General features: G+C 60.9%; 26 protein-coding genes. 11 read left to right on the top strand and 15 right to left on the bottom strand.

Translation table 11 applies throughout. From position 1 onward, the window contains the following. Window positions 1-26: 26 nt before the first annotated feature. Window positions 27-281 (top strand): helix-turn-helix domain-containing protein, encoded by a 255-nt coding sequence (locus DBR46_RS02250; protein ID WP_124524851.1) that lies wholly within the window; start codon window positions 27-29, stop codon window positions 279-281. Further along, window positions 274-1,482 carry a type II toxin-antitoxin system HipA family toxin gene (locus tag DBR46_RS02255; protein WP_124524852.1) on the top strand — a complete coding sequence of 403 codons (1,209 nt, stop codon included), beginning with the start codon at window positions 274-276 and terminating at the stop codon, window positions 1,480-1,482. Before DBR46_RS02250 ends, DBR46_RS02255 begins: the two co-directional genes overlap by 8 nt. A 21-nt stretch (window positions 1,483-1,503) precedes the next feature. Here the strand turns inward: DBR46_RS02255 and DBR46_RS02260 are convergent, their stop codons facing one another. Continuing rightward, on the bottom strand, window positions 1,504-1,983 hold the full coding sequence (locus tag DBR46_RS02260) for a GyrI-like domain-containing protein (protein ID WP_124524853.1): 480 nt from the start codon (window positions 1,981-1,983) through the stop codon (window positions 1,504-1,506). Window positions 1,984-2,176: 193 nt separating this feature from the next. On the opposite strand from DBR46_RS02260, the gene alaC reads away from it, so the two are divergent. Continuing rightward, window positions 2,177-3,388 carry an alanine transaminase gene (gene alaC / locus DBR46_RS02265; protein ID WP_017738792.1) on the top strand — a complete coding sequence of 404 codons (1,212 nt, stop codon included), beginning with the start codon at window positions 2,177-2,179 and terminating at the stop codon, window positions 3,386-3,388. A 157-nt stretch (window positions 3,389-3,545) separates the two neighbouring features. Here alaC and DBR46_RS02270 read toward each other — a convergent pair whose 3' ends face one another. Beyond that, entirely contained in the window at window positions 3,546-4,898 is a 1,353-nt protein-coding gene (locus DBR46_RS02270; protein WP_122488943.1) for a GntP family permease, read from the bottom strand. A gap of 84 nt (window positions 4,899-4,982) precedes the next feature. Next, window positions 4,983-5,516, bottom strand: a complete 534-nt coding sequence (locus DBR46_RS02275) for a gluconokinase (protein WP_026137052.1) — start codon at window positions 5,514-5,516, stop codon at window positions 4,983-4,985. Window positions 5,517-5,730: 214 nt separating this feature from the next. Between DBR46_RS02275 and DBR46_RS02280 the strand changes: the two genes are divergently transcribed. The 4 genes from DBR46_RS02280 (at window position 5,731) to DBR46_RS02295 (ending at window position 8,886) form a co-directional block, all read left to right on the top strand. Continuing rightward, entirely contained in the window at window positions 5,731-6,762 is a 1,032-nt protein-coding gene (locus DBR46_RS02280; protein ID WP_177413989.1) for a LacI family DNA-binding transcriptional regulator, read from the top strand. A 107-nt stretch (window positions 6,763-6,869) separates the two neighbouring features. After that, complete coding sequence (locus DBR46_RS02285) at window positions 6,870-7,502, top strand: glutathione S-transferase family protein (RefSeq protein WP_124524855.1); 633 nt, start codon at window positions 6,870-6,872, stop codon at window positions 7,500-7,502. Between the two features lie 15 nt (window positions 7,503-7,517). Beyond that, complete coding sequence (locus DBR46_RS02290) at window positions 7,518-8,255, top strand: NAD(P)-dependent oxidoreductase (RefSeq protein ID WP_124524856.1); 738 nt, start codon at window positions 7,518-7,520, stop codon at window positions 8,253-8,255. 142 nt (window positions 8,256-8,397) lie between these two features. Then, window positions 8,398-8,886: a hypothetical protein gene (locus DBR46_RS02295; RefSeq protein WP_124524857.1), complete on the top strand. Its 489-nt coding sequence runs from the start codon at window positions 8,398-8,400 to the stop codon at window positions 8,884-8,886. A 185-nt stretch (window positions 8,887-9,071) separates the two neighbouring features. On the opposite strand, the gene DBR46_RS02300 is transcribed toward DBR46_RS02295, so the two are convergent. Both DBR46_RS02300 and DBR46_RS02305 read right to left on the bottom strand, forming a co-directional pair. Then, the gene (locus tag DBR46_RS02300; protein WP_124524858.1) at window positions 9,072-10,391 is read right to left on the bottom strand and encodes a PAS domain-containing methyl-accepting chemotaxis protein; all 1,320 of its coding nucleotides are present in this window, start codon (window positions 10,389-10,391) and stop codon (window positions 9,072-9,074) included. Between the two features lie 165 nt (window positions 10,392-10,556). Next, window positions 10,557-11,426 carry a LysR family transcriptional regulator gene (locus DBR46_RS02305; protein ID WP_124524859.1) on the bottom strand — a complete coding sequence of 290 codons (870 nt, stop codon included), beginning with the start codon at window positions 11,424-11,426 and terminating at the stop codon, window positions 10,557-10,559. Window positions 11,427-11,521: 95 nt separating this feature from the next. On the opposite strand from DBR46_RS02305, the gene gstA reads away from it, so the two are divergent. Next, complete coding sequence (gene gstA, locus DBR46_RS02310; RefSeq protein ID WP_124524860.1) at window positions 11,522-12,124, top strand: glutathione transferase GstA; 603 nt, start codon at window positions 11,522-11,524, stop codon at window positions 12,122-12,124. 157 nt (window positions 12,125-12,281) lie between these two features. Here the strand turns inward: gstA and DBR46_RS02315 are convergent, their stop codons facing one another. The 6 genes from DBR46_RS02315 to DBR46_RS02340 form a co-directional block, all read right to left on the bottom strand. Next, window positions 12,282-13,286, bottom strand: coding sequence for an ABC transporter substrate-binding protein (locus DBR46_RS02315; protein WP_124524861.1), 1,005 nt, complete (start codon window positions 13,284-13,286; stop codon window positions 12,282-12,284). A gap of 58 nt (window positions 13,287-13,344) precedes the next feature. Continuing rightward, window positions 13,345-15,969, bottom strand: a complete 2,625-nt coding sequence (locus tag DBR46_RS02320; protein WP_124524862.1) for a TonB-dependent receptor — start codon at window positions 15,967-15,969, stop codon at window positions 13,345-13,347. A gap of 141 nt (window positions 15,970-16,110) precedes the next feature. Beyond that, window positions 16,111-17,049 carry a FecR domain-containing protein gene (locus tag DBR46_RS02325; protein WP_124524863.1) on the bottom strand — a complete coding sequence of 313 codons (939 nt, stop codon included), beginning with the start codon at window positions 17,047-17,049 and terminating at the stop codon, window positions 16,111-16,113. Continuing rightward, window positions 17,046-17,555 (bottom strand): sigma-70 family RNA polymerase sigma factor, encoded by a 510-nt coding sequence (locus DBR46_RS02330; RefSeq protein WP_124524864.1) that lies wholly within the window; start codon window positions 17,553-17,555, stop codon window positions 17,046-17,048. Before DBR46_RS02330 ends, DBR46_RS02325 begins: the two co-directional genes overlap by 4 nt. Before the next feature lie 108 nt (window positions 17,556-17,663). Next, on the bottom strand, window positions 17,664-18,455 hold the full coding sequence (locus tag DBR46_RS02335) for a phosphate/phosphite/phosphonate ABC transporter substrate-binding protein (protein ID WP_124524865.1): 792 nt from the start codon (window positions 18,453-18,455) through the stop codon (window positions 17,664-17,666). A 9-nt stretch (window positions 18,456-18,464) separates the two neighbouring features. Then, the gene (locus DBR46_RS02340) at window positions 18,465-19,394 is read right to left on the bottom strand and encodes a fatty acid desaturase (RefSeq protein ID WP_124524866.1); all 930 of its coding nucleotides are present in this window, start codon (window positions 19,392-19,394) and stop codon (window positions 18,465-18,467) included. A 301-nt stretch (window positions 19,395-19,695) separates the two neighbouring features. On the opposite strand from DBR46_RS02340, the gene DBR46_RS02345 reads away from it, so the two are divergent. Both DBR46_RS02345 and DBR46_RS02350 read left to right on the top strand, forming a co-directional pair. Further along, window positions 19,696-20,133, top strand: coding sequence for a GNAT family N-acetyltransferase (locus DBR46_RS02345; RefSeq protein ID WP_124524867.1), 438 nt, complete (start codon window positions 19,696-19,698; stop codon window positions 20,131-20,133). Window positions 20,134-20,193: 60 nt separating this feature from the next. Continuing rightward, entirely contained in the window at window positions 20,194-21,012 is an 819-nt protein-coding gene (locus DBR46_RS02350; RefSeq protein WP_124524868.1) for a class I SAM-dependent methyltransferase, read from the top strand. A 135-nt stretch (window positions 21,013-21,147) separates the two neighbouring features. Here DBR46_RS02350 and def read toward each other — a convergent pair whose 3' ends face one another. The 3 genes from def to DBR46_RS02365 all read right to left on the bottom strand — a co-directional run bounded on the left by def (window position 21,148) and on the right by DBR46_RS02365 (window position 22,990). Next, window positions 21,148-21,687 (bottom strand): peptide deformylase, encoded by a 540-nt coding sequence (def, locus tag DBR46_RS02355; RefSeq protein WP_124524869.1) that lies wholly within the window; start codon window positions 21,685-21,687, stop codon window positions 21,148-21,150. Window positions 21,688-21,690: 3 nt separating this feature from the next. Beyond that, the gene (locus tag DBR46_RS02360; RefSeq protein ID WP_124524870.1) at window positions 21,691-22,635 is read right to left on the bottom strand and encodes a YihY/virulence factor BrkB family protein; all 945 of its coding nucleotides are present in this window, start codon (window positions 22,633-22,635) and stop codon (window positions 21,691-21,693) included. A 169-nt stretch (window positions 22,636-22,804) separates the two neighbouring features. Beyond that, the gene (locus DBR46_RS02365; RefSeq protein WP_124524871.1) at window positions 22,805-22,990 is read right to left on the bottom strand and encodes a CsbD family protein; all 186 of its coding nucleotides are present in this window, start codon (window positions 22,988-22,990) and stop codon (window positions 22,805-22,807) included. Between the two features lie 200 nt (window positions 22,991-23,190). Here DBR46_RS02365 and DBR46_RS02370 point away from each other — a divergent pair, with 200 nt between their 5' ends. Next, window positions 23,191-23,568, top strand: coding sequence for a hypothetical protein (locus tag DBR46_RS02370; RefSeq protein ID WP_124524872.1), 378 nt, complete (start codon window positions 23,191-23,193; stop codon window positions 23,566-23,568). Between the two features lie 207 nt (window positions 23,569-23,775). Here the strand turns inward: DBR46_RS02370 and fadD1 are convergent, their stop codons facing one another. Next, on the bottom strand, window positions 23,776-25,467 hold the full coding sequence (gene fadD1, locus DBR46_RS02375) for a long-chain-fatty-acid--CoA ligase FadD1 (protein WP_124524873.1): 1,692 nt from the start codon (window positions 25,465-25,467) through the stop codon (window positions 23,776-23,778). Between the last annotated feature and the right edge of the window lie 367 nt (window positions 25,468-25,834).

Raw genomic sequence — 25,834 nt, forward strand, 5'->3', positions numbered from 1 at the left:
CCATATAAAAGTAATGAATATATGACATGGACACTTCGATTATCACCCAACGTCTTGGTGAGCAAGTGCGCGCCATGCGCCTCAGTCGAGGCTACAAGCAGGCGGAACTGGCGAAGCTTGCGGGCATAACGCGTCAAAAACTGATCGAAATTGAACAGGGAAGCCCTTCGGTTTCAATGAATGCCTATGCCCGTGTGATTGCGGCGCTGGGCAGTGAACTCAAATTGGTGCCTGTAACCCTGCCGACACTGGAAGAATTGGGAGACCTGTTCAATGAATAACCCCAGCTTGCGCGTGCATACGCCTCAGGGTGAAAGCGGCAGCGTCTTGATGAGTGCCGACGACTATCTGTTTCGCTACAGCGACAAAGCTCTGGCAAACAGCGCAGTCAGCCTGTCGATGCCAGTGCGGGCAGAAGAATATCGTCGCCGGGAGCTTCACCCCATTTTCCAGATGAACCTGCCGGAAGGTTACGTGCTGGAGCAACTGCGCAATCGTCTCGCCAAGACCGTGAAAGTCGACCCGATGTTGCTGCTGGCGCTGTCCGGCAGCAGTGCGCCGATTGGTCGGGTATTTGTGTCTTCGGATCAGGTCAACGAATTGATCCTGCGCAATGGCCCGCCCACCACCGGGGAAAATCTCGATGAGATTCTGGCCTGGGACGGCGCCGAAGATCTCTTTGCAGACCTGGTCGATCGCTACATCCTGCGGGCGGGTATTTCCGGTGTACAACCCAAGGTGCTGGTACCGGAAAAGCCTCAAACACCCGAACAGAAATTCACCTCCAAGACAGACGACCTGATTATCAAGAGTGGGCGTGAAGAGTTTCCCGGGCTGGCCATCAATGAATACCTGTGCATGTCCATTGCGCGGGATGCGGGCTTGCCGGTACCGCCGTTTTACCTGTCGCAGAACCATAAGCTGTTCATCATGCGGCGCTTTGATAGGGACGAGCAGCTCAACCCGCTAGGTTTTGAAGACATGACCACGCTGATGGGGCTTTCTGCGGAACAGAAATACAGCAAAAGCTACGCCGCCATCGCCAAGGCCGTGCGCCTGTTCTGTGCGCCGGTGCAGATCCGTAGCTCGCTCGACCAACTGTTCGACAGTGTTGCCCTGAGCTGCATCGTAGGTAACGGCGATGCTCACCTGAAGAATTTCGGTGTGCTCTACAGCGATCCGGTGAAATTCGATACACGCCTGGCGCCGGCCTACGACATCGTGAATACCACTGCGTACATTCCCGAAGACTCACTGGCTCTGGACCTGGCAGGCAACAAATCACTATTTGCCTCGCGCCTGGGCATCCTTGAGTTTGCAAAAACCTGTGAAGTCGAACACCCCGAAGCTCGACTTCAAGCGTTGCTTCAAACCCTTGAAGTCGTGCTCAAGCGCGAAGATGAATACTGCCGATTAGCGCCTGCCGTTGCCAAGGCCATACGCGAATCGGCGCAGGGCTTCCAACTCACCTTTGGTGGCTGAACGCCCTGTGGTGAGGAAGGTTTACTTGTCGCCCACCGGCAACCAGATCTCCACCGTCCCGGTGCCTTTGCGCACGTCAAAGTCGGCGCTGTAGCGCTCGAAATCCGCGCCCACCACCCTGTAGCCCGAGTGCGGCAACCACTCGAACATGATGCGTTCGTACGTTTGCTCAAGCGCCTGCACCGGCCCGTAATGCGGGAACACGGCGTAGTTGAGCGGTGGGATTTCGATGTATTCGAAGTTGCTCGGCACATCGGCTTTGCCAGGGACTTCGACGCCGGCCATGTAGTCGAATTCGCCATGTTTGGGGTTATGGCAAACGCCATAGGTCACTCCGCCGACGCGCTTTTTGATGTCTTTGATGCAGGTATCAAACAACTCCCACAGCTTGGGAATATCGCCCACGGTGGCCTTCGAATAACGCCCTTGTACACCGGCAATCACCAGCGCCTTGCCCGCTTCCATGCGTGGCTCCAACGGTTGTTTTATCTGCTGATCCATACGAACAGTCTCCTTCTTATAGGGAACAAACCCGCATCGAGTATAGGGGCATATCCGCGCTGTACTCCAAGCAGAAAATTTTCCTACGCATCTGGACAACTGGCCATCATCGCCCGTATTGTCTGCCCGCAGGCCACCGCAGTGGCCGACGTCGCTCGGACGGTTCCGGGCGCTTACGTACCTCGAGGCAACAATGGCAGACCAAGGTTCGCCGCGCCGCTTTGCGCGCATAGATCGACTCCCCCCTTACGTTTTCAATATCACAGCCGAGCTGAAGATGGCTGCGCGTCGGCGCGGCGAAGACATCATCGACTTGAGCATGGGCAACCCCGACGGCCCCACGCCGCCGCACATTGTCGAAAAGCTCGTGCAAGTGGCCCAGCGTGAAGACACCCACGGCTATTCCACCTCCAAAGGCATTCCGCGTCTGCGCCGGGCGATTTCGCGCTGGTACAAGGACCGCTATGAAGTGGACATCGACCCCGAGTCGGAAGCCATCGTGACCATCGGTTCCAAGGAAGGCCTGGCGCACTTGATGCTGGCCACCCTGGACCAGGGCGACACCGTGCTGGTGCCCAACCCGAGCTACCCGATCCACATCTACGGTGCCGTGATTGCCGGCGCCCAGGTGCGCTCGGTGCCGCTGATCCCCGGCGTGGATTTCTTCGCCGAACTGGAACGGGCGATTCGCGGCTCGATCCCCAAGCCGAAGATGATGATCCTCGGCTTCCCGTCCAACCCCACCGCGCAGTGCGTGGAGCTGGATTTCTTCGAACGCGTGATCGCGCTGGCCAAACAGTACGACGTTCTGGTGATCCACGACCTGGCCTACGCCGACATCGTCTACGACGGCTGGAAAGCCCCGTCGATCATGCAGGTGCCGGGCGCCAAGGACATTGCGGTGGAGTTTTTCACCCTGTCCAAGAGCTACAACATGGCCGGCTGGCGCATCGGTTTCATGGTGGGCAACCCGGAACTGGTCAACGCCCTGGCGCGCATCAAGAGCTACCACGACTACGGCACGTTTACCCCACTGCAAGTGGCGGCGATTGCTGCGCTGGAAGGTGACCAACAGTGCGTGAAGGACATTGCCGAGCAGTATCGTCAACGCCGCAACGTACTGGTCAAGGGCCTGCATGAGTTGGGTTGGATGGTGGAGAATCCGAAGGCGTCGATGTACGTCTGGGCGAAGATTCCCGAGGCGTATGCCGCCATGGGTTCGCTGGAGTTTGCCAAGAAGTTGTTGCTGGAGGCGAAGGTGTGCGTGTCGCCGGGGATTGGGTTTGGCGAGTATGGCGATGATCATGTGCGCTTTGCGCTGATCGAGAACCAGGACCGGATTCGGCAGGCGGTGCGGGGGATTCGCGGGATGTTCAGGGCGGATGGCCTGGTTACCAAGGCCTAACGCGATCCCTCTGTAGAAATGCGATAAAAATGTGGGAGCGGGCTTGCTCGCGAAAGCGGTGAATCAGTCACCAGATTCGTTGACTGACACTACGCATTCGCGAGCAAGCCCGCTCCCACATTTGGATTGGGTTTGCACCCTACCTTTGTGGTGTGGGTTACACCACCAACGACAACAGCATGATGAAGATCAGGGCCACGACGGACAGAATCGTCTCCATCGCCGTCCACGTCTTGAACGTCTCCGCCACGGTCATGTTGAAGTACTGCTTCACCAGCCAGAACCCCGCATCGTTGACGTGCGACAAGATCAACGACCCCGCCCCCGTCGCCAACACCAGCAGCTCACGGTTAACGCCTGGGATCATGCCCACCACCGGCACCACGATGCCCGCGCCAGTAATGGTTGCCACGGTTGCCGAACCGGTTGCGATACGAATCACCGCCGCCACCAGCCACGCCAGCAGGATCGGGTTGATCTGCGCGTTCACCGCCATATGGCCGATCACGTCGCCCACGCCGCTGGTCACCAGCATCTGCTTGAAACCACCGCCGGCACCGATGATCAGGATGATCGCGGCGGTCGGCGCAAGGCTGGCGTCGAGCAATTTGAGGATCTGCTTGGAGTGAATGCCCTGGCGATGGCCAAATGTGTACAGCGACAGCAGCAACGCCAGCAGCAGCGCGGAGATCGGGTGACCGATCATGTCCATCCAGTTGCGCACGATATGGCCGTCAGGCAAGCCGATATCCGCAAAGGTTTTCAGCAGCATCAGGAACACCGGCAGCAGCACAGTGATCAGGGTGATGCTGAAGCTCGGCAGGTTCTTGTGTTCCGACTCACGGGCCAGTTGGTCCACCAGTTCCTGGGACGGGTTGCCCGGGATGTACTTGGCGATGAACGTACCGAAGATCGGGCCGGCGATGATGGCCGTCGGCAGCGCGACGATCAGGCCGTACAGGATGGTCTTGCCGATGTCCGCGCCAAACACGCCGATGGCCAGCAGCGGGCCCGGGTGCGGTGGCACCAGGCCGTGCACCGCCGAGAGGCCGGCGAGCAGCGGGATGCCGATCTTGATCAGCGACACGCCGGTGCGGCGCGCGACGATGAATACCAGCGGGATCAGCAACACAAAACCGATCTCGAAGAACAGCGGGATGCCCACCAGGAACGCGGCGAACATCATGGCCCACTGGACCTTTTCCTTGCCGAAGGCGCGGATCAGGGTCTGCGCGATCTGATCGGCACCGCCGGATTCGGCCATCATCTTGCCGAGCATCGTGCCCAGCGCGAGGATGATGCCGACAAAGCCGAGCACCCCGCCGAAGCCGTCCTGGAACGCCTTGATGATCTTGTCCACGGGCATGCCCGAGGTCAGGCCGAGGAAGCCGGCCGCGATGATCAGTGCAATGAACGGGTGCACCTTGAACTTGGTGATCAGTACGATCAACCCGATGATAGTGACCACTGCATCAAGCAGCAGGTAAGACTCATGGGACATGCCAAACATGGGGGGTCTCTCCTGTTTGTTGTTGTTATTAAAGCGGGTGTTGAATTTCCTGCCGGGGATAGCGCTATCTTTTCCGGCAAAAAATCACTTGGAAGGTTCGAAGCCGTGTTGCAGCCACCAGGCATGGGTCTGCTCGGCCAACGCCTCGACACTGTCTACGCTGGCGTTGAGGGCCAGGGTCAGCGGCTCGCCCACGGGCGACTCAAGGGTGGCGAACTGGCTGTCGATCAGGCTGGCCGGCATGAAGTGGCCGGGGCGGTGGGACACGCGGTCGGACGCCACTTCACGGCTCAGCTCCAGAAACACGAAACCCAGGCCCGGCGCGGCTTCGCGCAGGTGGTCACGGTATTTCTTCTTGAGGGCGGAGCAAGTCAGTACCGGGTGTTCACCGGCTTTTAGCGAACGGCGCAATTCATCGCAGAGGATGTCGAGCCAGCCGGCACGGTCGTCGTCGTTGAGGGGGTGGCCGGCGCTCATCTTTTCGATGTTCGCGGCAGGGTGAAAGCTGTCGCCTTCAATCGCAGTGGCGCCGTTCAGACGGCACACGGCCTCGCTGACGCTGGTCTTGCCACAGCCAGCAACACCCATGATGACCAGGGCAGTAACAGGTTGACTCATGAAACACCTCAGGACGCAGATAGCGCTACCTTTGCACGCTGTAAGGCTAGTGCAAAAACAGGCTTTTCCCGCGCCGTCTTGTCTTTTTTTATGGAGTGACGCGTGCATCCGCTCCAAGCGTTTGAACCCGGATCAGGCAACCCGAAATTCAAGAATTTGCAGCCTTTTGGAGACAGCGCTACCTTAGTGCCTCGATTTTTGTTTGGCAAGCCGCCTGATGACCTCCAAGAACGATAAAAAATTGCGCACCACGGGTCGCCCGACCCTTAACGAAGTCGCCCGCCTCGCCGGCGTCAGCCCCATTACCGCCTCCCGCGCCCTGCGCGGCATCAGCACCGTGGCCACCGAACTGGTGGAAAAAGTGCAAAAGGCCGCCAGCGAGTTGAACTACGTGGTCAACCCCGCCGCCCGCGCCCTGGCCTCGGCCCAGAGCCATTCGGTGGTGGTGATCGTGCCGTCATTGTCCAACCTGCTCTTTATCGAAACCCTCGAAGCCATCCACCAAGTGCTGCGGCCCAAGGGCTTTGAAGTGCTGATCGGCAACTCCCACTATTCCCGCGACGAAGAAGAAAACCTGCTGCGCAACTACATGGCCTACCAGCCACGGGGTTTGCTGCTGACCGGCTTCGACCGGACCGAGAGCGCCCGACGAATGGTCGAGGCCAGTAATGTGCCGTGTGTGTACATGATGGACCTGGACCCGAATGCCGGCGTGAACTGCGTGGGTTTCTCGCAATTGGCGGCGGGTGAAACGGCGGCGGCGCACCTGCTGTCCCGTGGGCGCAAGCGCCTGGCTTATATAGGTGCACAACTGGACCAACGCACCTTGCTGCGCGGCGAAGGTTTCCGCCGCGCGCTGCAACAGGCGGGTATGTACGACCCGGCGCTGGAATTGCTGACGCCGCGCCCCTCCTCCGTGGGCCTCGGCGGCGAACTGTTCCTGCAGATGCTGGCCGCCCATCCCGACGTGGATGCAATCTTCTTCGGCAACGACGACCTGGCCCAAGGCGCACTGCTCGAAGCCCTGCGCCACGGCATCAACGTGCCGGCGCGCGTCGCCGTGCTGGGTTTCAACGACCTGCCCGCTTCGTCGTTCATGGTGCCGCGCCTGAGCAGCATCAGCACCCCGCGTGAAGCGATTGGGCGGCGTTCGGCGGAGCATCTGTTGACGATCATGGCGGGCAACAAGGTGGCCAAGCCGGTGGTGGATATGGGCTTCGAGTTGCAGGTGCGCGAAAGTACCTGACCCTCTAAAGCCAGCTCCCACATCTTTTTTACCGTGCCCACTTGGAAATATCGCGGTCGGCTCCTGCCCCTGCTAGATTGGCGGCTCTCCACCGCAAGGAAAGCACCATGGGACACTCTCTGAAAATCTTGGGCCGCACGTCCTCCATCAACGTGCGCAAAGTGCTGTGGACCTGCCAGGAACTCGGCATCGACTACCACCGCGAAGACTGGGGCATCGGCTACACCCCCACCCAATCCCCCGAGTTCCTCGCCCTGAACCCCAACGCCCAGGTGCCGGTACTGATCGACGATCACGGTGTGCTGTGGGAATCCAACACCATCTGCCGTTACCTCGTCGGCCTCTACGAACGCCATGACCTGCTGCCCGCCGAACCCGCGCCACGGGCACGCGTCGAGCAATGGATGGACTGGCAAGCCACCGAGCTCAACCCGTCCTGGGGCTATGCCTTTCACGCGCTGGTGCGGCAGAACCCCGACTACCAGGACCCGCAGCGCATCCAGGCCGGCGTGCAAGCCTGGAACAGCAAGATGGGCCTGCTCGAACAACAGCTGACCAAGACTGGCGCCTTTGTCGCCGGCGATGAATTCACCTTGGCCGATATCCTCGTTGGCCTGTCGGTACACCGCTGGCGCAACGCACCCCTGGAGCATCCGCCCTACCCAGCGGTCGAGGCGTATTACCAGCGCCTCAGCCAGCGCCCAGGTTTCCAGGCCTTCGCCCTCGACGGCCATAACTAAAACAAGGACAACACCGTGAAAGGACTCAACGTACTGCTCACTGGCGCTTGCGGCAGAATCGGCAAGACGTTTTTCGAAGCCTCGAAAGACCGCTACCGCTTCACCCTTACCGACCGCATCACGCCGGATTTTGCCCTCGGCGAACACCGTTTCGTACACGCCGACCTCAGCGACAAAACCGGCCTGGCGGCGCTGCTCGACGGTATCGACGTGATCGTGCACCTGTCGGGCATCCCCCACGCCAGCGCCTCGTTCGACGAATTGCTGCCGAACAATATCCTCGCCACCACCTACCTGTTCGAAGCCGCCGTGGCCGCCGGGGTCAAGCGTCTGGTCTTCGCCAGCAGCGCGCAGACCATCGAAGGTTACCCGGTGGACCGCCAGATCGTTCCCGGCATGCCGGTGATGCCCGCCAACCTTTATGGCGTGAGCAAATGCTACGGCGAGGCGCTGTGCGCCTACTACGCAGCGAAAACCCCGCTCTCGACGATTGCCCTGCGCATCGGCGCCTTCGAGTTCGTCGAAACCCACGACCTCAACAACGCCCGCGACCTCAGCGCCTGGCTCAGCCCGCGCGATGCGGTGCAGCTGCTGCAACGCTCGGTGGAAGCCGAAGGCGTGAAGCACCTGATCGCCCATGGGATTTCCAACAACCGCTTCAAGCGCCTGGATTTGAGCGAAACCACACGGGTGTTGGGTTATCAGCCGCAGGATGATGCGTTCCAGACATTTGAAATCCCGATCACCTACTGAGGCACCGACGGCAACGGTTGGCCGCCAACAGGCCAACCGTTGCCGCAATCACCGCGCCATCCCCAATGAAACCGGGGGTTTCACACCCGGCACGCTATTTGCTCCACCTGTGGCACACAGACATTCCCCCAGGTGACCGATCATGCTGGTTAACAACAACACCCAAGCCGTGACCACCGTGCAGCAGCTCAAGCGCTCCGACATGGACCCGGCCAACGCCGCCGCCAGCGCGCTGTACAGCGGCGCCCTGCAAGCGGCGCAGCAAAGCGTAACCGTGCCGGCCGCGCAGAAGGAACTGGACAAGGCCGCCGACCGCATCGACGAAGCCTTCGCCAAGACCCGCGTGCAGTTGCAAGCCAGCACCACGGATGTGCCGGCGGTCAACGCCACGTCTTCGGCCCGCGCGGAATTCACCGACTACATGAGCAAATCCCCGGCCGAGCGCATCCGTGAGCAATTGCTCAAGGAACAAGGTTTGACCGAGGCGGATGTGCAGGGCATGTCCCAGGAAAAGCAGGACGCGATCAGCAAGCAAGTGGCGGAGCGCGTGAAGCAGCAGCAAGAGCAGCAGGTCGTCGCGAAGGCCACTGACCCGGCGCAGGCTGTGAAAGCGACCCTGGCGGCTATTTAAGCCAAATGTGCAATGGCTGTTGCCAGTTGATTAAGGGTTAACACTGTACCTGTGGCGAGGGAGCTTGCTCCCGCTGGAGTGCGAAGCGCTCCCAAAATCTTGGGGCTGCTACGCAGCCCAGCGGGAGCAAGCTCCCTCGCCACAGGTTACTTTTATCCCTTCCACATTCTTGGCCTGCTGCCAGGTTATTGCAGTTGTAACGTGGAATTGAACTGACTGATCGCATCCACCACATGCTTTGACCCTTCCTGAATTTCCAGGATCACCTGCCCCGCCTCGTTCGCCAGCTCCACCCCCAGCCCCGTGCGGCTCAAGCTCGACTGCATGCTCGACACCGCACTCAGCGACAGGTCGTGGTTCTTGCGCACCACATCGACAATTTCCACCGTCGCCTGGCTGGTCCTGGCCGCGAGGCTGCGCACTTCATCGGCCACCACCGCAAAGCCGCGCCCATGCTCACCGGCGCGCGCTGCTTCGATGGCCGCGTTGAGCGCGAGCATATTGGTTTGCTCGGCGATGCTGCGGATGGTCTGCACAATGGCGCCGATGATGTCCGACTGCTTGCTCACCGCGTCGATGCTTTGCGCCGCCTGGTTCAAGTCGTGGGAAATCTCTTCAATGATCTGCACGGTTTGCTGCACCACCTCCGAGCCTTTGCGCGCGCAGGCGTCGTTTTGTACCGAGGTGGCGTGGGCCGAATCGGCAGCATTGCGCAAGGTAGTGACCTGATCGGTGATGTCGCTGGCAAACTTCACCACTTTGTACAGGCGCCCATTGGTGTCGAAGATCGGGTTGTAGGACGCTTCCAGAAACAGCGTCTTGCCGTGTTTGTTTCTGCGTTCAAAGCGGTGGGAATGGTATTCGCCACGGTTGAGAGAAGCCCAGAACGCCTTGTAGGCCGGCGACTCCACTTCGCTGCGATGGCAGAACATGCTGTGGTGCTGGCCGATGATTTCGTCCAACGAGTACTGCACCGTGCGCAGGAAGTTGTCGTTGGCGTTGAGGATCTGCCCCTGTGGGGTGAACTCGATCACCGCCATGGAGCGGCCGATGGCATCGATCAGGCTTTGGTTTTCGTGTTCATGGTGAACCCGCGCGGAAATATCCGACGCCACCTTGATCACGCTCCGCACCTGCTTGTCGCTGTCCAGCACGGGCATGTAGCTGGCTTCCAGCCACACTTCCTGGCCGCGCTTGTTCAGGCGCATAAAGGTGCCGCTGATGGCCTCGCCCCGCGCCAGGTCGCGCCAGAGCTTGGCGTAGGGTTCGCTGTGGGTGTAGGCCTCTTCGCAAAAGATCCGATGATGTTTGCCGCGAATCTCCTCGGCGCTGTAGCCCATGGTTTTGCAGAAGTTGTCGTTGGCATCGAGGATCACGCCATTGCGGTCAAACTCGATCATCGCCATGGAACGGCTGATGGCGGCAAGTTTGGCGTTGGCTTCGGTAAGGGCGCAGGAGAAACGTTCGATTTCTTGCAGGTCGGATTTGTGATGGCGGTTGAACATGGTCAGATCACCCTTGATTCCCGGCGCCTGTCGGCGCATTCCATTCATCAGTTGGATACTGCTGGCAAACCTTGCATGGGGAACAACCATCCGAATCGCTTTATATGCCAAGCGTCATAACGGTTCTGGGTGAGCATAGACAGGGCTTGGCGCTATGCAAGGCCACTAGTCAGCCAGCATTTTTAACAATGCATGGGCGGCAGGTGATGGCGGGCAGGTTTGCGAGGCCACCAAGGAAAATTCGCGGTGCACCGGAACGGCCAGCGGCATCACGCGCAGGCCTTGGCGCTGGGCCGGCAGGGTCATTTCCGGCACCAGGGTCACGCCAACGCCTTCACGCACCAGGCTGAAGGCGCTGCTCCACTCGCGCACTTCCACGCGGATATCCGCCAGGGCCAGCCCGGCCTCGGCGCCCAGGCTGCGGGCGTTGGCAGTGCAGCCGCCCGTGGCCAGTACAAAGGGTTGCTGCAACAATTCCGCAAGCGTCACTGTGGCATCGGCCGACCGTTGCGCCAGCGCATGTTGCTGCGGCAACACCGCCAGCCAGTTGTCACGCCCCAGCACCGTGGCATTGCGCTCGGGCTTGGGGTTGAGCACCACGCCGAGGTCGATCAGGCCGGCGTCGAGCAAGGTGTTTACTTCGTTGTCGGTGACTTCCAGGGTGGTGACTTCGATCCCTGGGTACAGCTGGGCGAAACGCTGCAACAGCGGCGTGACAAACGTCGCCAACACCATGGGAAAACTCGCGATGCGAATACTCCCACGCAGCATGGGCTTGGCCTCGTCCACGGTGCTGCGAATGGCCTGCAAGGCGCCAAGCATCACCCGCGCCTGCTCGATCACACTCAGCCCCAGCGCCGTGGGCAAGGTGTTGCGCGGCGCGCGGGTAAACAGCTGCGCCCCCAAGGTGGCCTCCATGCCGGCCATGGCCTGGCTGGCGGCAGACTGGGTCATGCCCACGCGCTCGGCGGCGGCGGTGATGCTGCCGTGGTCGGCAACGGCCACCAGCAAGCGCCAGTGCATCAGGTTCATCATGGCAGTAGCTGTCCTTATGGCAGGGACTGAAGGTTTAATTTTACCCACGGTGCCATGGCCGCGAGACTGGCGCAAATCCCCTGGAGCTGCCCACGATGAAACTGTATTACTTCCCACACGCCTGTTCCCTGGCACCGCATATCGTCCTGCGGGAATTGGCGCTGCCGTTCGAGCTGGTGCGGGTGGATAACCAAGCGAAAACCACAGCCAATGGCGAAGACTTCCTGCAGATCAACCCCAAGGGCTATGTGGCGGCGCTGCAACTGGACAGCGGCGAAGTGCTGACTGAAGCCAGTGCGATCCTGCAATACCTGGCCGACCTCAAACCCACCGCCGGCTTGGCCCCGGCCAATGGCAGCTGGGCGCGCGTGCGCTTGCAGGAATGGCTGAATTTTATTGCCACCGAGATTCACGGCGGGCTGGCGGTGTTCTTCAACGCGGCTATCCAGGGCGAAGTGCGGGCGATGTTCCAGGCCACGCTGTTCAAGCGGTTGGCGATTTTGGAGCAGACGTTGGAAGGCCAGGAGTATCTGCTGGGTGCGCAGTATTCGGTGGCGGATACGTATTTGTTCGTGGTGCTGCGCTGGGCGGCTTTCCACGATATTGACCTGGGCGCATGGCCGGCGTTGGCGGCGTTTCAACAACGGATCGGGCAGCGGCCAGCAGTGGTTGCGGCATTGGCTGCCGAGAGCCAATAAGAAGCTACACCACACACTACTGTGGGAGCGGGCTTGTGTGGGAGCGGGCTTGCTCGCGAAGGCGGTGGGTCAGACAGAACATCTGTGCCTGATACACCGTATTCGCGAGCAAGCCCGCTCCCACACAAGCTCGCTCCCACATTTGACTCGAGGTGGCTCAGAGCGCAGCGTTGACCTTGGCCGCCACCTCCGCTGGCACCCACTGCTGCCACACCTGCGGCTGCTCCTTGAGGAATGCCAAGGCCACCTGGCGCGGCGATGTGCGCTTCTCGCTCATGTCCGCGAGGATGCCGTTGAGTAGATCAATCGGCAGGTCGACCTTTTCAAAGAAACTCACCAGCTGCGGGTACTGCGCCTTGAACGGCGCCGACACGCCAATCGCCAGCTGCGCCGGCATTGAGCGGGTGCCGATGGGGTTGGGGTTTTTCGCGTCGGCCAGCGTCTTCCAGGCGTCGGCGTTGAACGCCGGTTCTTCCAGCTTGATCAGCTTGAAGCGCCCCAGCAGGGGCGTCGGCGACCAGTAGTAGAACAACACCGGCTTGCCGCGCCGGATCGACGAGGCCACTTCCGCATCCAGCGCCGCGCCGGAGCCTGTGCGGAAGTTGACGAAGCTGTCGGTCAGGCCGTACGCCTTGATCTTCTGGCTGTTGACGATTTCCGAGGTCCAGCCGGTGGGGCTGTTGAGGAAGCGCCCGCGGCTCGGGTCTTCGGGGTCGCGGAACACGTCCTTGTAGCGCGCCAGGTCGGCCACCGACTTGAGGTCCGGCGCCAGGGGCTTGATGCCGCGCGCCGCGTCGCCCTTGATCACGTATTCGGGCACCCACCAACCTTCGGTGGCGCCTTTGACCGTGTCACCGAGGCCGAACACTTTGCCTTCGCTTTCAGCCTTGACCCACGCCGGACTGCGCCCGGCCCATTCTTCGCCGATCACCTGGATATCGTCCTTGGCCAGGGCGGCTTCGAGGCTCACGGTGCTGCCGGGTAAGGTATCGGTGGGCAGGCCGTAGCCTTTTTCGACGATCAGGCGCAGGACTTCGGTGATCAGGCTGCCGCTTTCCCACGTGATGTCGCCGAAGTGGATCGGCGCGGCGGCGTGTGCCGGCTGGGCCAATAGCGTCAGTGCGAGCAGCGAGCCACCCAGTAGGTTTTTCAGTCTTTTCATGCAGAACCTCGTGTTGATGATCGTTCCCCCGCAAGCGTGGGAACGAGCGGTGGACCGGTTAAAAGTCATAACTGAGTCGCGTGTAGTAAAACGCCCCTTCCGGCGCCGCCGGCGACAGGTAGCTGTACTGTTGGCCCGGGGTCTGGCGCAGGCGGCTGTTGAAGTCGTCGGGCTTGCTGTCGAACAGGTTGTTCACGCCCACTGACACGCGTAGCTGTTGGCTGAACGCGTAGTTCACGTCCAGGTCGGTGGTCCACTGCGCGCTGAAGGTCTGGTCGTAACGGGCGTTGGCCTCAGACGCCGCGTATTTGCGGTATTTGCCGTAGCGGGTCTGGTTGAGGGCGATCGTCCATTGGTTGAGCTTGTGCACCGCGCCAAACACCAGTTTGTCCTCGGGATAACCATGCTCGATAAACCCTCGGGCTTCACGGGTCAGTACTTCGAAGCCGTTGGGGTTCTCGTGGACTTTCTCGATGGTGGTCCGTGCCTTGGTGTAACCCGCCGACAGGTTCAAGTCACCGAACTGTGCGAGGCCCAGGTTGTACTTGCCGACGATATCGACGCCACGGGTGCGGGTGTCTGCGGCGTTGGTCATGAACTGCGCCCAGGAATACTGGCCGTAGCCGGCATTGGTGAGAATCTGCTCGGCCAACGGCCCGGAAATACCACCGCTGAACACCAGCCGGTCGCGGATCGCGATCTGGTAGGCATCGATGGTCAACGACGCATGCTCGCTAGGACGCAGCACCAGGCCGAGGGAGTAGTTGGTGGACTTCTCCGGCTTGAGCGGCTGCGCGCCAAGGGCCCGGGCTGCCGGGTTGTCGGCCGGCAACATGCGGGTCAGCACCGGGTTGCCATTCACATCCAGGTTGGTGGTGGTGGTCCACGACGTGCCGATCTGCCCCAGGCTCGGCGCATGGTAGGCGTTGTTGATCGTGCCGCGCAGCGCCACTTGCGGCGTGAAGTCATAACGCGCCGAGAGCTTGCCGGTGGTGGCCGAGCCAAAATCCGAGTAGTGCTCGGTGCGCCCGGCGAGGCCCACTTGCAGCTGGTCGGTAACCTGGTTTTCCAGGCCGAAATACACACCGCCCACATCGCGCTTGAAGGTGCCAGCATCGTCCGGGGTCAGGCCGGACGCCTGCACTGCGCCCACCTGCACGTTGTCGATGCCGCCGTAGGAGTAGGAATCGTAGTCGCCGGCCTCCAGACGGTATTGCTCGTGACGGTAGGCCACTCCGGCAGAGACGGTCAGCGGATGACTGGACCAATTCACATCAAGGTCTTTGGCGTAGTCGAGGGCGAGGTTGGTCTGCTCGTTGACCAGGGTGGCGACGTTGAACTTGGTCGGGCTGTTGGCGCCGTAGCTCGGGTTGACGGTGTTGAAGGCCAATTCATCGTGCTCGTCGCGCCCGTAGGTGGCACTCAAGTCGAAGCGGCCGAGACTGTCGTCTTCATACCGGGTGCCCAGCGTAATGGCGCCGTCTTCATAGCGGTAGCGGTACTTGGGAATCGTGCCGTTGGGGTAGATCGACGCCACGTTGTTGGGGCTGCTCGCCAGCAGCGGCGGCGTGTTGTTGACCGACGTGTCCTGGCCGAATGTGGCGAAACTGTAGACGCGCCACTGATCATTCAGGCCGATCTCGGCATTCGCCGCCAGGTTGTATTTATCCCGCCCGGCACCACCCCAGCGCGGGTCTTGCACGCGGCCGTCGGCCACATATTTGTCGCCGATATCGTCGGGCTTGTTATTCAGCGTGTTGAAGCTCAGGGTCAGGAAGCCATCCCCCGGCAAGCCCACGCCGTACCAGCCATCGGTGGTCTTGCTGAAGCCATCGCCCTGGGCGTATTTGCCCAGCTGGGTGTTGATGCCACCACCGCTGTCGCGCTCCTTGAGCACGATATTGACCACACCCGCCACCGCATCGGAACCGTATTGCGCCGAGGCGCCATCGCGCAGCACTTCGACGTGGTCGATGGCGCTGATGGGGATCATATCCAGGTCCACCGGCTGCGCACCGATAAACGGCACGCCGCCGGAAATGTTCACCACCGCCGAGGTGTGCCGGCGCTTGCCGTTGATCAGCACCAGCGTCTGGTCAGGCGACAGACCACGCAGGGACGCGCCCTTGGGGTCCTGGCCACGGGTGGCGCTGTTGTTCTGCGGAAAGTTGAACGACGGCAACAGTTGGAACAACGCCTGGTTGAGACTGGTGGCACCGGTTTGCTTGAGTTCTTCAGCGTTGATCACATCCACCGGCGCGGCGCTGGCCAGGGCAGTGGCGTCACTGCGCCGGGTGCCAATGGCGACCACGCGGTCCAGGGTCGGCGCCTGGGCGGCACGGGTTTGCGCCTTGACGTTGCTATCCGCGCTCTCCTTGATGATGAACGCACCGTCCGGGCTCACTTGGACCTGTAGGCCGGTGCCCTTGAGCGCGGCGTCCACCGCCTGCTGCGCCGACAGCGAACCGTCCACGCGGGCCGAGGAATAGTCGCCCAGTTGCGGCGTAAACGAGATCACCTGGCCGCTTTGGCGGCTGATGTTCAGCAGCACTTCATCCAGCGGGCCAGGGGCGATGTGGTAGACCTGGCGCGTATCGGCGGCGCTGGCGGCGAACGACCACAACAGGCTGGCCAACGGCACCAGGGCAAAGGTTCGAAGCGGCACACGGTTGAACTGACTCACTTTGGCTCCCCCCAAGAGAACGCGATAACGCTGCTCCCCGCAGCGCTTACGGGAGTGATGTGAAATAGCGCGGGGAAAACTTGCAGATCGTTTGGTTATGTCCTTAGAACCTGCCCACATTGGTTGGCGTCGTTGCGACAGTCAGGTGGCACTGACGGTTACCCATAACCCTGTGCGCCGAGTGATGCGGATCGGCAAGGTGCGCGCCAGGGTGTCGAGGATCTGCTCGGGGTTGTCCAGGCGGTACAGGCCGCTGACGCGCAGCTCGGCCACTGCCGGGTCCAGGCGCAGCACGCCGCGGTGATAGGGGCGCAGCGCCTCGATGACCTCCGTCAATGGGCGGTCGCGCACTTGCAGGAAGCCCTCCACCCAGGCCGTGGCGCCGGAAGCACTGGCGGCTACCGGGCCGAAGCCGTCGCGATCGAAATGCACTTCATGGCCCGCCGCGAGTTGCAGGCGTTCGCCGCGCTGGCTGTCGATTTCCACCGCGCCATTGAGCGCGACCACTTGCCCCTGCCCTGCCCGCTCACGCACCAGGAAACCGTTGCCGTAGGCCCGCAGGCGGGTCTGTTCGGTCTGGATCAAAAAGGGCCGCATGCGGTCGCTGGCGACCTTGGCCAGCAACTCACCCTCGCGCAAGCGCACCAGGCGTTGTTGTGGGTCAAACAGGATGTCGGCCGCGCTTTGCGCGTTGAGCAGCAACTCGCTGCCGTCAGCCAGCGTCACCGTACGCCGTTCGCCGGTGCCGGTGCGGATGTCCGCCGTGAGCTGCGTCAGGCCCGTGGGCTTGGCCAACAGTGCCGCGCCGACCGCCACGCCCGCACCGACCAGCACGACTTGCAACACGTGGCGCCGACTGGACGGTGCCTCCAGCGCCTGCTGCAAGACTTTGCCGCTCACGCCTTGGGCCTGAGGAACCTGGAACACACCGAGGCTCACTTCCAACTGCCGGCACAACGCATCGTGGCGTGGGTCGGCCGCACGCCATTGTTCATAACGCTGCCAGTCCCCCGCCGTGGCCTGGCCGGAGCGCAACAGCACATACCAACGCGTGGCGCTGTCGATCAGTGCGTCGCTCATTCCAGGCACAACCGCAGGCAACGGTTGAAGGCACGGGTCATGTAATCACTGACCGAGCGCTGGGAGATACCCAATTCGGCGGCGATTTGCGGGTAAGTCAGGCCATTGAGCTGGGACAGCAGGAAGGTCGCCTTGACCTTGGCGGGCAAGCCGTCGAGCAACTGGTCGATGGCTTGCAGGGCTTCGAGCATTTGCGCCAGGTCTTCGGGAGACGGTGCGCTGCAGGTCTCATCGTGATCGAGGGCATCAAGGTAGGCGCGTTCCAGATCACGGCGGCGCCACAGCTGGTACATCAGGCGCTGGGCGATGGTGGTGAGCAAGGCGCGGGGCTGGCGGATCGGCAGCCGGTCCGGCGACGTCAGCAGTTGGACGAACGTGTCGGCCGCAATGTCTTCGGCATGGGCGCGGGAATCGAGGTGGCGGTGCAGGCGGCCGCACAGCCAGTCGTAATGGCTGCGGAACAATCCGCCCACGTAATCGCTGTGAGAACTGTCGGCGCCGGACATAGTGGCTCCATCTGAGTAGGTTGCGCGTTATGTCCGGTGTTCCGGTGGGGCGATCCTAGCAAGGCTGCTTATTCTTTTATAATATTTAAAAGGTATTTTTATATAACTTTATTTAAGCACCAAGTAGCCGGCACTGGCGGCTTGCTGCTGGTAGTCCAGGAGCACTTGGTAGTCGTCTTCGCTGGCTGGCAAGACTTCCCGCACCCCCAGGGTTTCCACGACCTGCGGCAAATCCTGCAACGCCAGGTTCATCGCCTCACGAATCCTTGCGACCTGCGCATCGCTCAAGCCCAGCGGGCCGATATAGGGCAGCGTCGGGCTCGGCGCGCTGCGGGTGACGAGGCGCAGCCCTGCGACTTCGTCAGGGGCGAAGCGCGCGAGGTAGTCGTAGGTGACGCTGTCGATGGCGCCGAGGTCAGCGCGGTTTTCCCGCAGCCAGCGCAAGCTCTCGCGGTGGGCGCCGCTGATGGCGACGCTGGCAAAGAAACGGCCGTCGCGTTGCCAAGGGGCCAAGCGTTCGCGCAGCAGGTTCATGCCGCTGTTGGAGTCGTGGCCGTTGATCACGCCACGGCTGTTGTAGAAATCGGCCAAGGTGCTGCGCGGGTTGTCGGCCTGGGTCAGCAGCAGGCTGCAATGTTCACCCTGGCTGCTGTGGGCGAGTTCATAGCGGGGACGGCCAATGACGCGGACCTGGCCGCGCAGCTGGGTCATCAGCGGATAGCCGCAGGTTTGGCTCACAAGCAGTTCGGGGGCAAGCCACAGGCTGCGCAGGTCCAGATGATCGGCGTTGCGACGTTTGAGACCCAGCCGTTCGAAGATACGCGCCAGCCACTCTTGGTTGGCGTGTTGGATTGGCTCGGGCGCCACATACATCAGCAACTCGGCGTAGTGCTCACTCATGCTTGTCTCTCATGCAAAAGGATGGCGCGGGCTGTCGATGGCCTTGAGGGCGTGGCGGCTGATCAACTGCCCGTAGCCCTGCACCAGGAAACCACCGCTGCGCGCCAGCCACTGCTCGCGGCGGGCACGGTAGACCGTGGGCAGAAAATACCAGGGCAGCTTCGGCAAGTCGTGGTGCACCAGGTGCAGGTTGTTATTGAGGAACAACCAGGACCAGGGCCAGGCCGCTTCGTTAAGCACGGTACGTTGCTCGGGTTGCGGGTGCGGGCGATGTTCATAGTAGGAACGGATCGACGCCAGGGACAGCGCCGGCACGCTGACCAGCAGCAGGTAATGCCACACCGACAGTGCGCTGTAGTGGGCGATGAAACCCAGCATCAACAGGGTGATGGCGCCATGGGTCAACCACATCGGCCAGGCCTGGGGCAGGCGCCGCCATTCATGGCGCGTCAGGCGTGCTATTGCCAACGGCGCAGCCAAGAGGACGCGACCGAGTAGGGTCTTGGTCAACCAATGGATGCCGCGTTCGAACAGTGAGCTGTGGTCCCACTGCTGTTGGTTGAGGTAGCGGCTTTCCGGGTCGATGCCCGGCAGGGTCAGGTCGTCGTCGTTGTGGTGCAGCAGGTGGCTGTCGCGGTACAGGGTGTAGGGGTACCAGACGGCGAACGGCGCGTAACCGAGGAGTTTGTTGAGCAGCAGCGAACGGGTGGGATGGCCGTGGAGCAATTCGTGCTGCACCGACAACCACAGCGTCACCAGCGGGATCAGCAATAGGATGCTCAGCCACAGGCCCAGCCAATGGCTGCCAAGGATCACGGCAAACCAGCCGGCATACACGCCGATCAGCAGCAGCCAGGTCGGCCATTCGGTCTTGGCGGTGAAGCTGTGCGCCAGGGCTTGGATTTCCTGGCGGTGGTTCGGGTCAAGGTAGTGGGCCATCGTCAGCTCAGAGCAGGTGTTTCCTGCTCTGTGCCGTGACGCGGGAAAATCTTGCAGATCATTTGGTTCTAAGTTTGGAACTCAATGGCCGAACAAGCCGCTCTCGGACTTCTTGGCTTTCTTGTCGGCGCGTTTTTCATCGGCGGTCTTTGCCGGTTTTTTCTTCGCGGCTTTCTTTGAATCCATACCTTTGGCCATGATGCATGCTCCACTGACAGTGAATGTAACAGTGGGTATACCACCTATTGCCCGGCAGAAGGCGCTTATAATCGCGCCCCCTTTCTCACGCCTCCTGAACACCATGCCCGAGTTGACCATCGATCTGCTGGCAGAGCCCCTGTGGCCGCTGCTGAACAAGTTTTATCGCAGCCACAATTCGTCGATGAAGGCGCTCAAGGGCGGGCGTTTGTGGGTCGCACGCGATGGCGAGATCGTCGCCGGCCTGTGCCTGACGCCCGTCGTGGGCGGGCAGTGGTTGACTGGGGTTTTTGTCGACCCGGCGTATCGCGGCCAGGGCTTGGCGGCGAAGTTGATTCTTCAAGCGGCTGCGGAGGGTGAAGGCACGCTGTGGTTGCTGTGCCATCCGGATCTGGAGGGGCTTTACCAGCGCATGGGTTTTACCCAGGACACGCTGCTGCCCCAATCCCTCAGCGAACGGCTGGTGCGCTACAAGCGCAACAAGCCGATGATCGCCATGGGCTTAGAACGTTTGGTGAGGTCGACCGCGGATAATGTGTGATCGGCCGATCGAGGGCCCATGCTAGCCTCGGCGGCACAGTGGCCCACTTTTCGGATGATCATGAAAACGACGTTTGCAGCGCTGTCCCTTACCGCCCTCCTCTTCCCGACTTTCAGCCAGGCCGCCGACGCGCCCATCAGCGCCCAGCAGTACGCCAGCGTGCTCGCCGGCAACTGGCGCGACCCGGCCAACAGCGCCCGCGATGGGTATCGCCACCCACAGCAGACCCTGGCGTTTTTCGGCCTGGGCGCCAAACAGACGGTGATCGAAATCACCCCCGGCGGCGGTTGGTACAGCGAACTGCTGGCGCCATTACTCAACGATCACGGGCACTATGTCGCTGCCGTACAAGCCGCGAGCAGCAGTGCCTACGCGCGTACGTCCGAAGAAAACCTGAAGAAGAAGTTTGCGGCGGACCCGGCGCGGTATGGCAAGGCACAGGTGGTCGAGTTCGAGCCCAAGGCGCCGGTGTTTGGCCAGCCGGGGTCGGCGGATGCAGTGCTGACTTTTCGTAACGTGCATAACTGGGTGGAGGCAGGCACCGCGCCAGCCACGTTCAGTGCGTTTTATGCCGTGTTGAAACCGGGTGGTGTGCTGGGCGTGGAAGATCATCGAGCCAAGGACGGGGCGGATCTTGCGGCGATCAAGGACACGGGTTACCTGACCACGGCCCAGGTGGTGAAGCTGGCCACCGATGCCGGGTTCAAGCTGGCGGCGCAGAGTGAAGTGAACGCCAACCCGAAGGACACCAAGGATTACCCGGCCGGGGTGTGGACGTTGCCGCCGACGTTGCGGTTGGGGGAGCAGGATAAGGCCAGGTATGTGGCGATTGGCGAGTCGGATCGGATGACGTTGCGGTTCGTCAAACCTGCGAAATAACCCGAACTGAACGCGGACCAAATGTGGGAGCGGGCTTGCTCGCGAATGCGGTGGATCAGTCAACTTATGTGTGGCTGACACACCGCATTCGCGAGCAAGCCCGCTCCCACATTTGGATCTCTGTATTTCTGGGGGTTAATCGTCGGCAGTGGGATCCATGTCGGGAAACATCACTTCGATAAAGCCGAACTTAGTGAAATCGGTGATCCGCGACGGGTACAACCGCCCGATCAGGTGATCGCACTCGTGCTGCACCACCCGCGCATGGAAACCCTCGGCAATCCGTACGATCGGCTCGCCCTTGGGGTCGAAACCTTCGTAGCGGATCTGCTGGTAACGGTTCACCGCCCCGCGCAAACCGGGCACGGACAGGCAACCTTCATAGCCCTCTTCCAGCACCGGACTCAACGGCGTGATCAGCGGGTTGATCAGGATGGTCTGCGGCACCGGCGGCGCGTCCGGGTAGCGTTCGCTGGCCTCGAAACCAAAGATCACCAGTTGCAGGTCAACGCCGATCTGCGGCGCGGCCAGGCCAACACCGCCGACGTGTTCCATGGTCTGGAACATGTCGTCGATCAATTGCCACAGCTCGGGGCTGTCGAACATTTCCGGGGGCACCGGTGGCGCGATACGCAGCAGGCGCTCGTCACCCATTTTCAGGATTTCACGGATCATCGATCAGACTTCATCAGTGGTGGGCTTGGAGTGGTCCCGGCCGAGGCCCGAGACATGTTGTTTTTCCTGCGGCGGCTCATCGAAATCCTTGGCACCCGGCGCCTTGCCTTCGGCCGACATGTGTTCGATCACCGCATTCATTTCCGCCCCCAGCAGCAACACCGCGGCGGAAATATAGAAGTACAGCAGCAACACAATGATCGCACCGATACTGCCATACATGGCGTTGTAGTCGGCGAAGGTTTTTACGTAGTAGCCAAAGCCCAGGGACGCGACGATCCACACCACCACCGCCAACACGGAGCCTGGGGTGATAAAGCGGAATTTCTGCTTCACGTCGGGCATCACGTAGTACATGAGTGCCACAGCGAACATCAGCAGGATCACGATCAGCGGCCAACGCAAGATGGTCCACAGGGTGACCACGAACTCCTGCATGCCGATCTGCCCGGCCAGCCACTCCATCACTTGCGGACCAAGCACCATCAATGCGGCGGCGGCCAGCAGCATGCCGGCGATACCCACGGTGTAGAAGATCGATAGCGGAAAGCGCTTCCAGATCGGCCGGCCTTCGACCACGTCATAGGCGGCGTTCATCGCGCTCATCATCAGGCGTACGCCGGCCGATGCGGTCCACAGGGCAATCACGATACCCACCGAGAGCAGGCCGCCCTTGGATTGCTGCAACTGGTCGATCACCGGGTTGACCTGCTCCAGGGCCTGGGGCGGCAACACCAGCTCCGACTGCAGGCGCAGCCAGGTGAAGAAATCGGGCAGGTGCAGGAAACCAATCAGGGCGATGAGGAACAGCAGGAAAGGAAACAGCGAGAACAGCATCTGGTAGGCCAACGCCGAGGCGTAGGTGGACATCTCGTCATCGACAAACTCTTTGACGGTGCGCACCAGTACTTTGTGGAGCTTGAGGCCGTTGAGGACCGGAAAAATCATAGCGTCTCCTTTCGCCGCAAAAAATTGAGTTCAAGGGCGACTCAGGGGCCGTTTTCTACATCAAGGTAGCTTATTTGGCGACCTTGAAACAATTTCGAAACTTTAACTGCATCCGGTGACATAAAAACGGCCATCCGTGGATGGCCGCTTTCGCTGCTCAAGTACCCGCCTATTTGACGGCTTTCTTGACGGCGTCCTTGGTGTCGCCAATGGCTTTTTCGACCTGGCCTTTCTTTTCCTGCACCACGCCTTCAGCGCGCAGTTTGTCGTTGCCGGTGACTTTGCCGACGCCTTGCTTGATGTTGCCAATGGCTTCGTCTTTCAAACCTTTTGCCTTATCCGCTGTGCTGCCCATGGTATTTCTCCAGAAGAACAATCAAGGGTTTTGGTCATTACCTAGAGATTGACCCGGCGCTGTCCGGCAGAGTTTCAATTATTTTTCGAGGGGCATTTCATCGCCAGGCGCAGGTTTGGCTTTATGTTTTGCGGCCAACCCACGAGAATGCCCGGCACATTCAGGCTATAACGCTGAATAACAGATCCCGTAGGAAGGTTATGAAACTCAATAAAGCACAGGCCATCGCCCGCAGAAACACCGAACTGGGCGGTGCCGTACTCGGCGTCAACAACTGCCACTTCACCGACCTGGACAGCAAGCGCAACATCTGGTGGTTCGACCTGCCGGTGGTGCGTATTGGCGTGGGCCAGTACGAGTGGATTCACCTGTTGATGCATAACGCCGAGACCGACCAGTTGCTGCACCTGAAGGTGCCGACCGTGTTCCTGCGTGAGCACATCGAAGGGCTGGTGGTGCGTAATGCGAACAAACGCAAGCCGGAGATTACCCTGGAGCTGAGCGCGGACAAGGATTCGTTCTTGAAGGATGTGCGGCCGGCCGGTGCAGGCATCAACTTCGCGCAATTTTCCCTGTAAAAACCGAATCGAAATGTGGGAGCGGGCTTGTGTGGGAGCGGGCTTGCTCGCGAATACGGAGTGTCAGTCGCAGATGTTTTGACTGATCCACCGCCTTCGCGAGCAAGCCCGCTCCCACACAAGCCAGCTCCCACAAGGGATTGCATTTCAAGGCAAGCCAGTCGGCCGGCATTAAAAAACCCCGCATTCGCGGGGTTTTTTATTGGGTTACTTCTTCAGGCCGAGCTTCTTCAGCTCTTCATCACGCAACTCGCGACGCAGGATCTTGCCCACGTTGGTCGTCGGCAAGGCATCGCGGAATTCCACGAGCTTGGGCACCTTGTAGGCGGTGACGTTGGCACGCATATGCTCCATCACCTGGTCCTTGGTCAAGGTGGCACCCGGCTTGACCACGATGAAGATCTTGATGATCTCACCGGACTTCTCGTCCGGCACACCGATGGCCGCGCATTGCAGCACGCCCGGCAGGCCGGCCAGCACGTCTTCCAGCTCATTGGGGTACACGTTGAAGCCCGAAACCAGAATCATGTCCTTCTTGCGGTCGACAATGCGCATGTAGCCGTCCGGCTGGATGATCGCGATGTCGCCGGTCTTCAACCAGCCTTCGCTGTCGAGCATCTCGGCGGTGGCGTCTTCACGCTGCCAATAGCCCTTCATCACCTGCGGCCCCTTCACGCACAGCTCGCCGGTTTCGCCCAGCGGCAGCTCGGTGCCATCATCGGCGATGACTTTGCACACGGTGGACGGCACGGGAATGCCGATAGTGCCGATCTGGATATGCTGGATCGGGTTCACGGTCGCCACAGGGCTGGTTTCGGTCATGCCGTAGCCTTCGCAGATGCCACAGCCGGTCACGTCCTTCCAACGCTCGGCGGCTGCCAATTGCAGGGCCATGCCGCCCGACAGGGTGACTTTCAGCGCAGAGAAATCCAGCTTGCGGAACGCCTCGTTGTTGCACAGCGCCACGAACAGCGTGTTCAGGCCGACAAAGCCGCTGAACTTCCACTTCGACAGTTCCTTGACCATCGCCGGCAGGTCGCGCGGGTTGCTGATCAGGATGTTGTGGTTGCCGATCAGCATCATCGCCATGCAATGAAAGGTGAACGCATAGATGTGGTACAGCGGCAGCGGCGTGATCAGGATCTCGCAGCCTTCATTGAGGTTGGAGCCCATCAGCGCCTTGCATTGCAGCATGTTGGCGACCAGGTTGCGGTGGGTGAGCATCGCGCCCTTGGCTACGCCGGTGGTGCCACCGGTGTATTGCAGCACCGCGACATCGCCGCTCGCCGGGCTGGCATCGCTGACCGGTTGGCCGTGCCCCTTGGCCAGCACGTCGTTGAACTTGATCGCGTCTGGCAGGTGATAGGCCGGGACCATTTTCTTCACGTACTTGATCACGCTGTTGATCAGCAAGCGCTTGAGCGGCGGCAACAGGTCGGCGACTTCGGTGACGATCACGTGCTTGACGGCGGTCTTGGGCACGACTTTTTCTGCCAGGTGCGCCATGTTGGCCAGGCAGACCAGGGCCTTGGCGCCAGAGTCGTTGAATTGGTGTTCCATTTCCCGCGCGGTGTACAGCGGGTTGGTGTTGACCACGATCAGGCCAGCCCGGATAGCACCGAACACGGCGACCGGGTATTGCAGGACGTTGGGCAACTGCACGGCGATGCGGTCGCCGGGCTTCAAGTCGGTATGCTGTTGCAGGTACGCGGCAAACGCGCCGGACAGTTCGTACAACTCACCGTAGGTGATTGTCTTGCCCAGGTTGCTGAAAGCCGGTTTGTTGGCGAAGCGCTGGCAGGACTGCTTCAGTACCGCCTGAATATTTGGATACTCGTCTGGATTGATCTCTGGAGCAATCCCGGCGGGGTACTTATCCTTCCAAAAGTCTTCGTTCATGGAAGCCCACTCCTCAGCGACGCGAATTCATCATCGCATTTGATGCGATTATTATTGGTGTATGTTTTTTTAGGTGAATCTGGCGCTTTCAAGCAGGCCGAGACGTCACAAAGCGCGCCGAGAGTAGCAGCTTTGCCAAGGGCCGCCTAGAGCCAAACGCAGGCCCCACAGTCATATTCGCGACTGTCCTACAATATTTGGTCACACTATAAACAACACCTAATTACCCCAAAAAAATGCTCTGGAATAGGCCTTTCAGGACAACACAAAGCAAATGTGGGAGCGGGCTTGCTCGCGAAAGCGGTGTGCCAGTCACCCAATATGTCGACTGATACACCGCTTTCGCGAGCAAGCCCGCTCCCACATT

Source organism: Pseudomonas sp. KBW05 (genome assembly GCF_003852405.1).
Taxonomy (GTDB): domain Bacteria; phylum Pseudomonadota; class Gammaproteobacteria; order Pseudomonadales; family Pseudomonadaceae; genus Aquipseudomonas.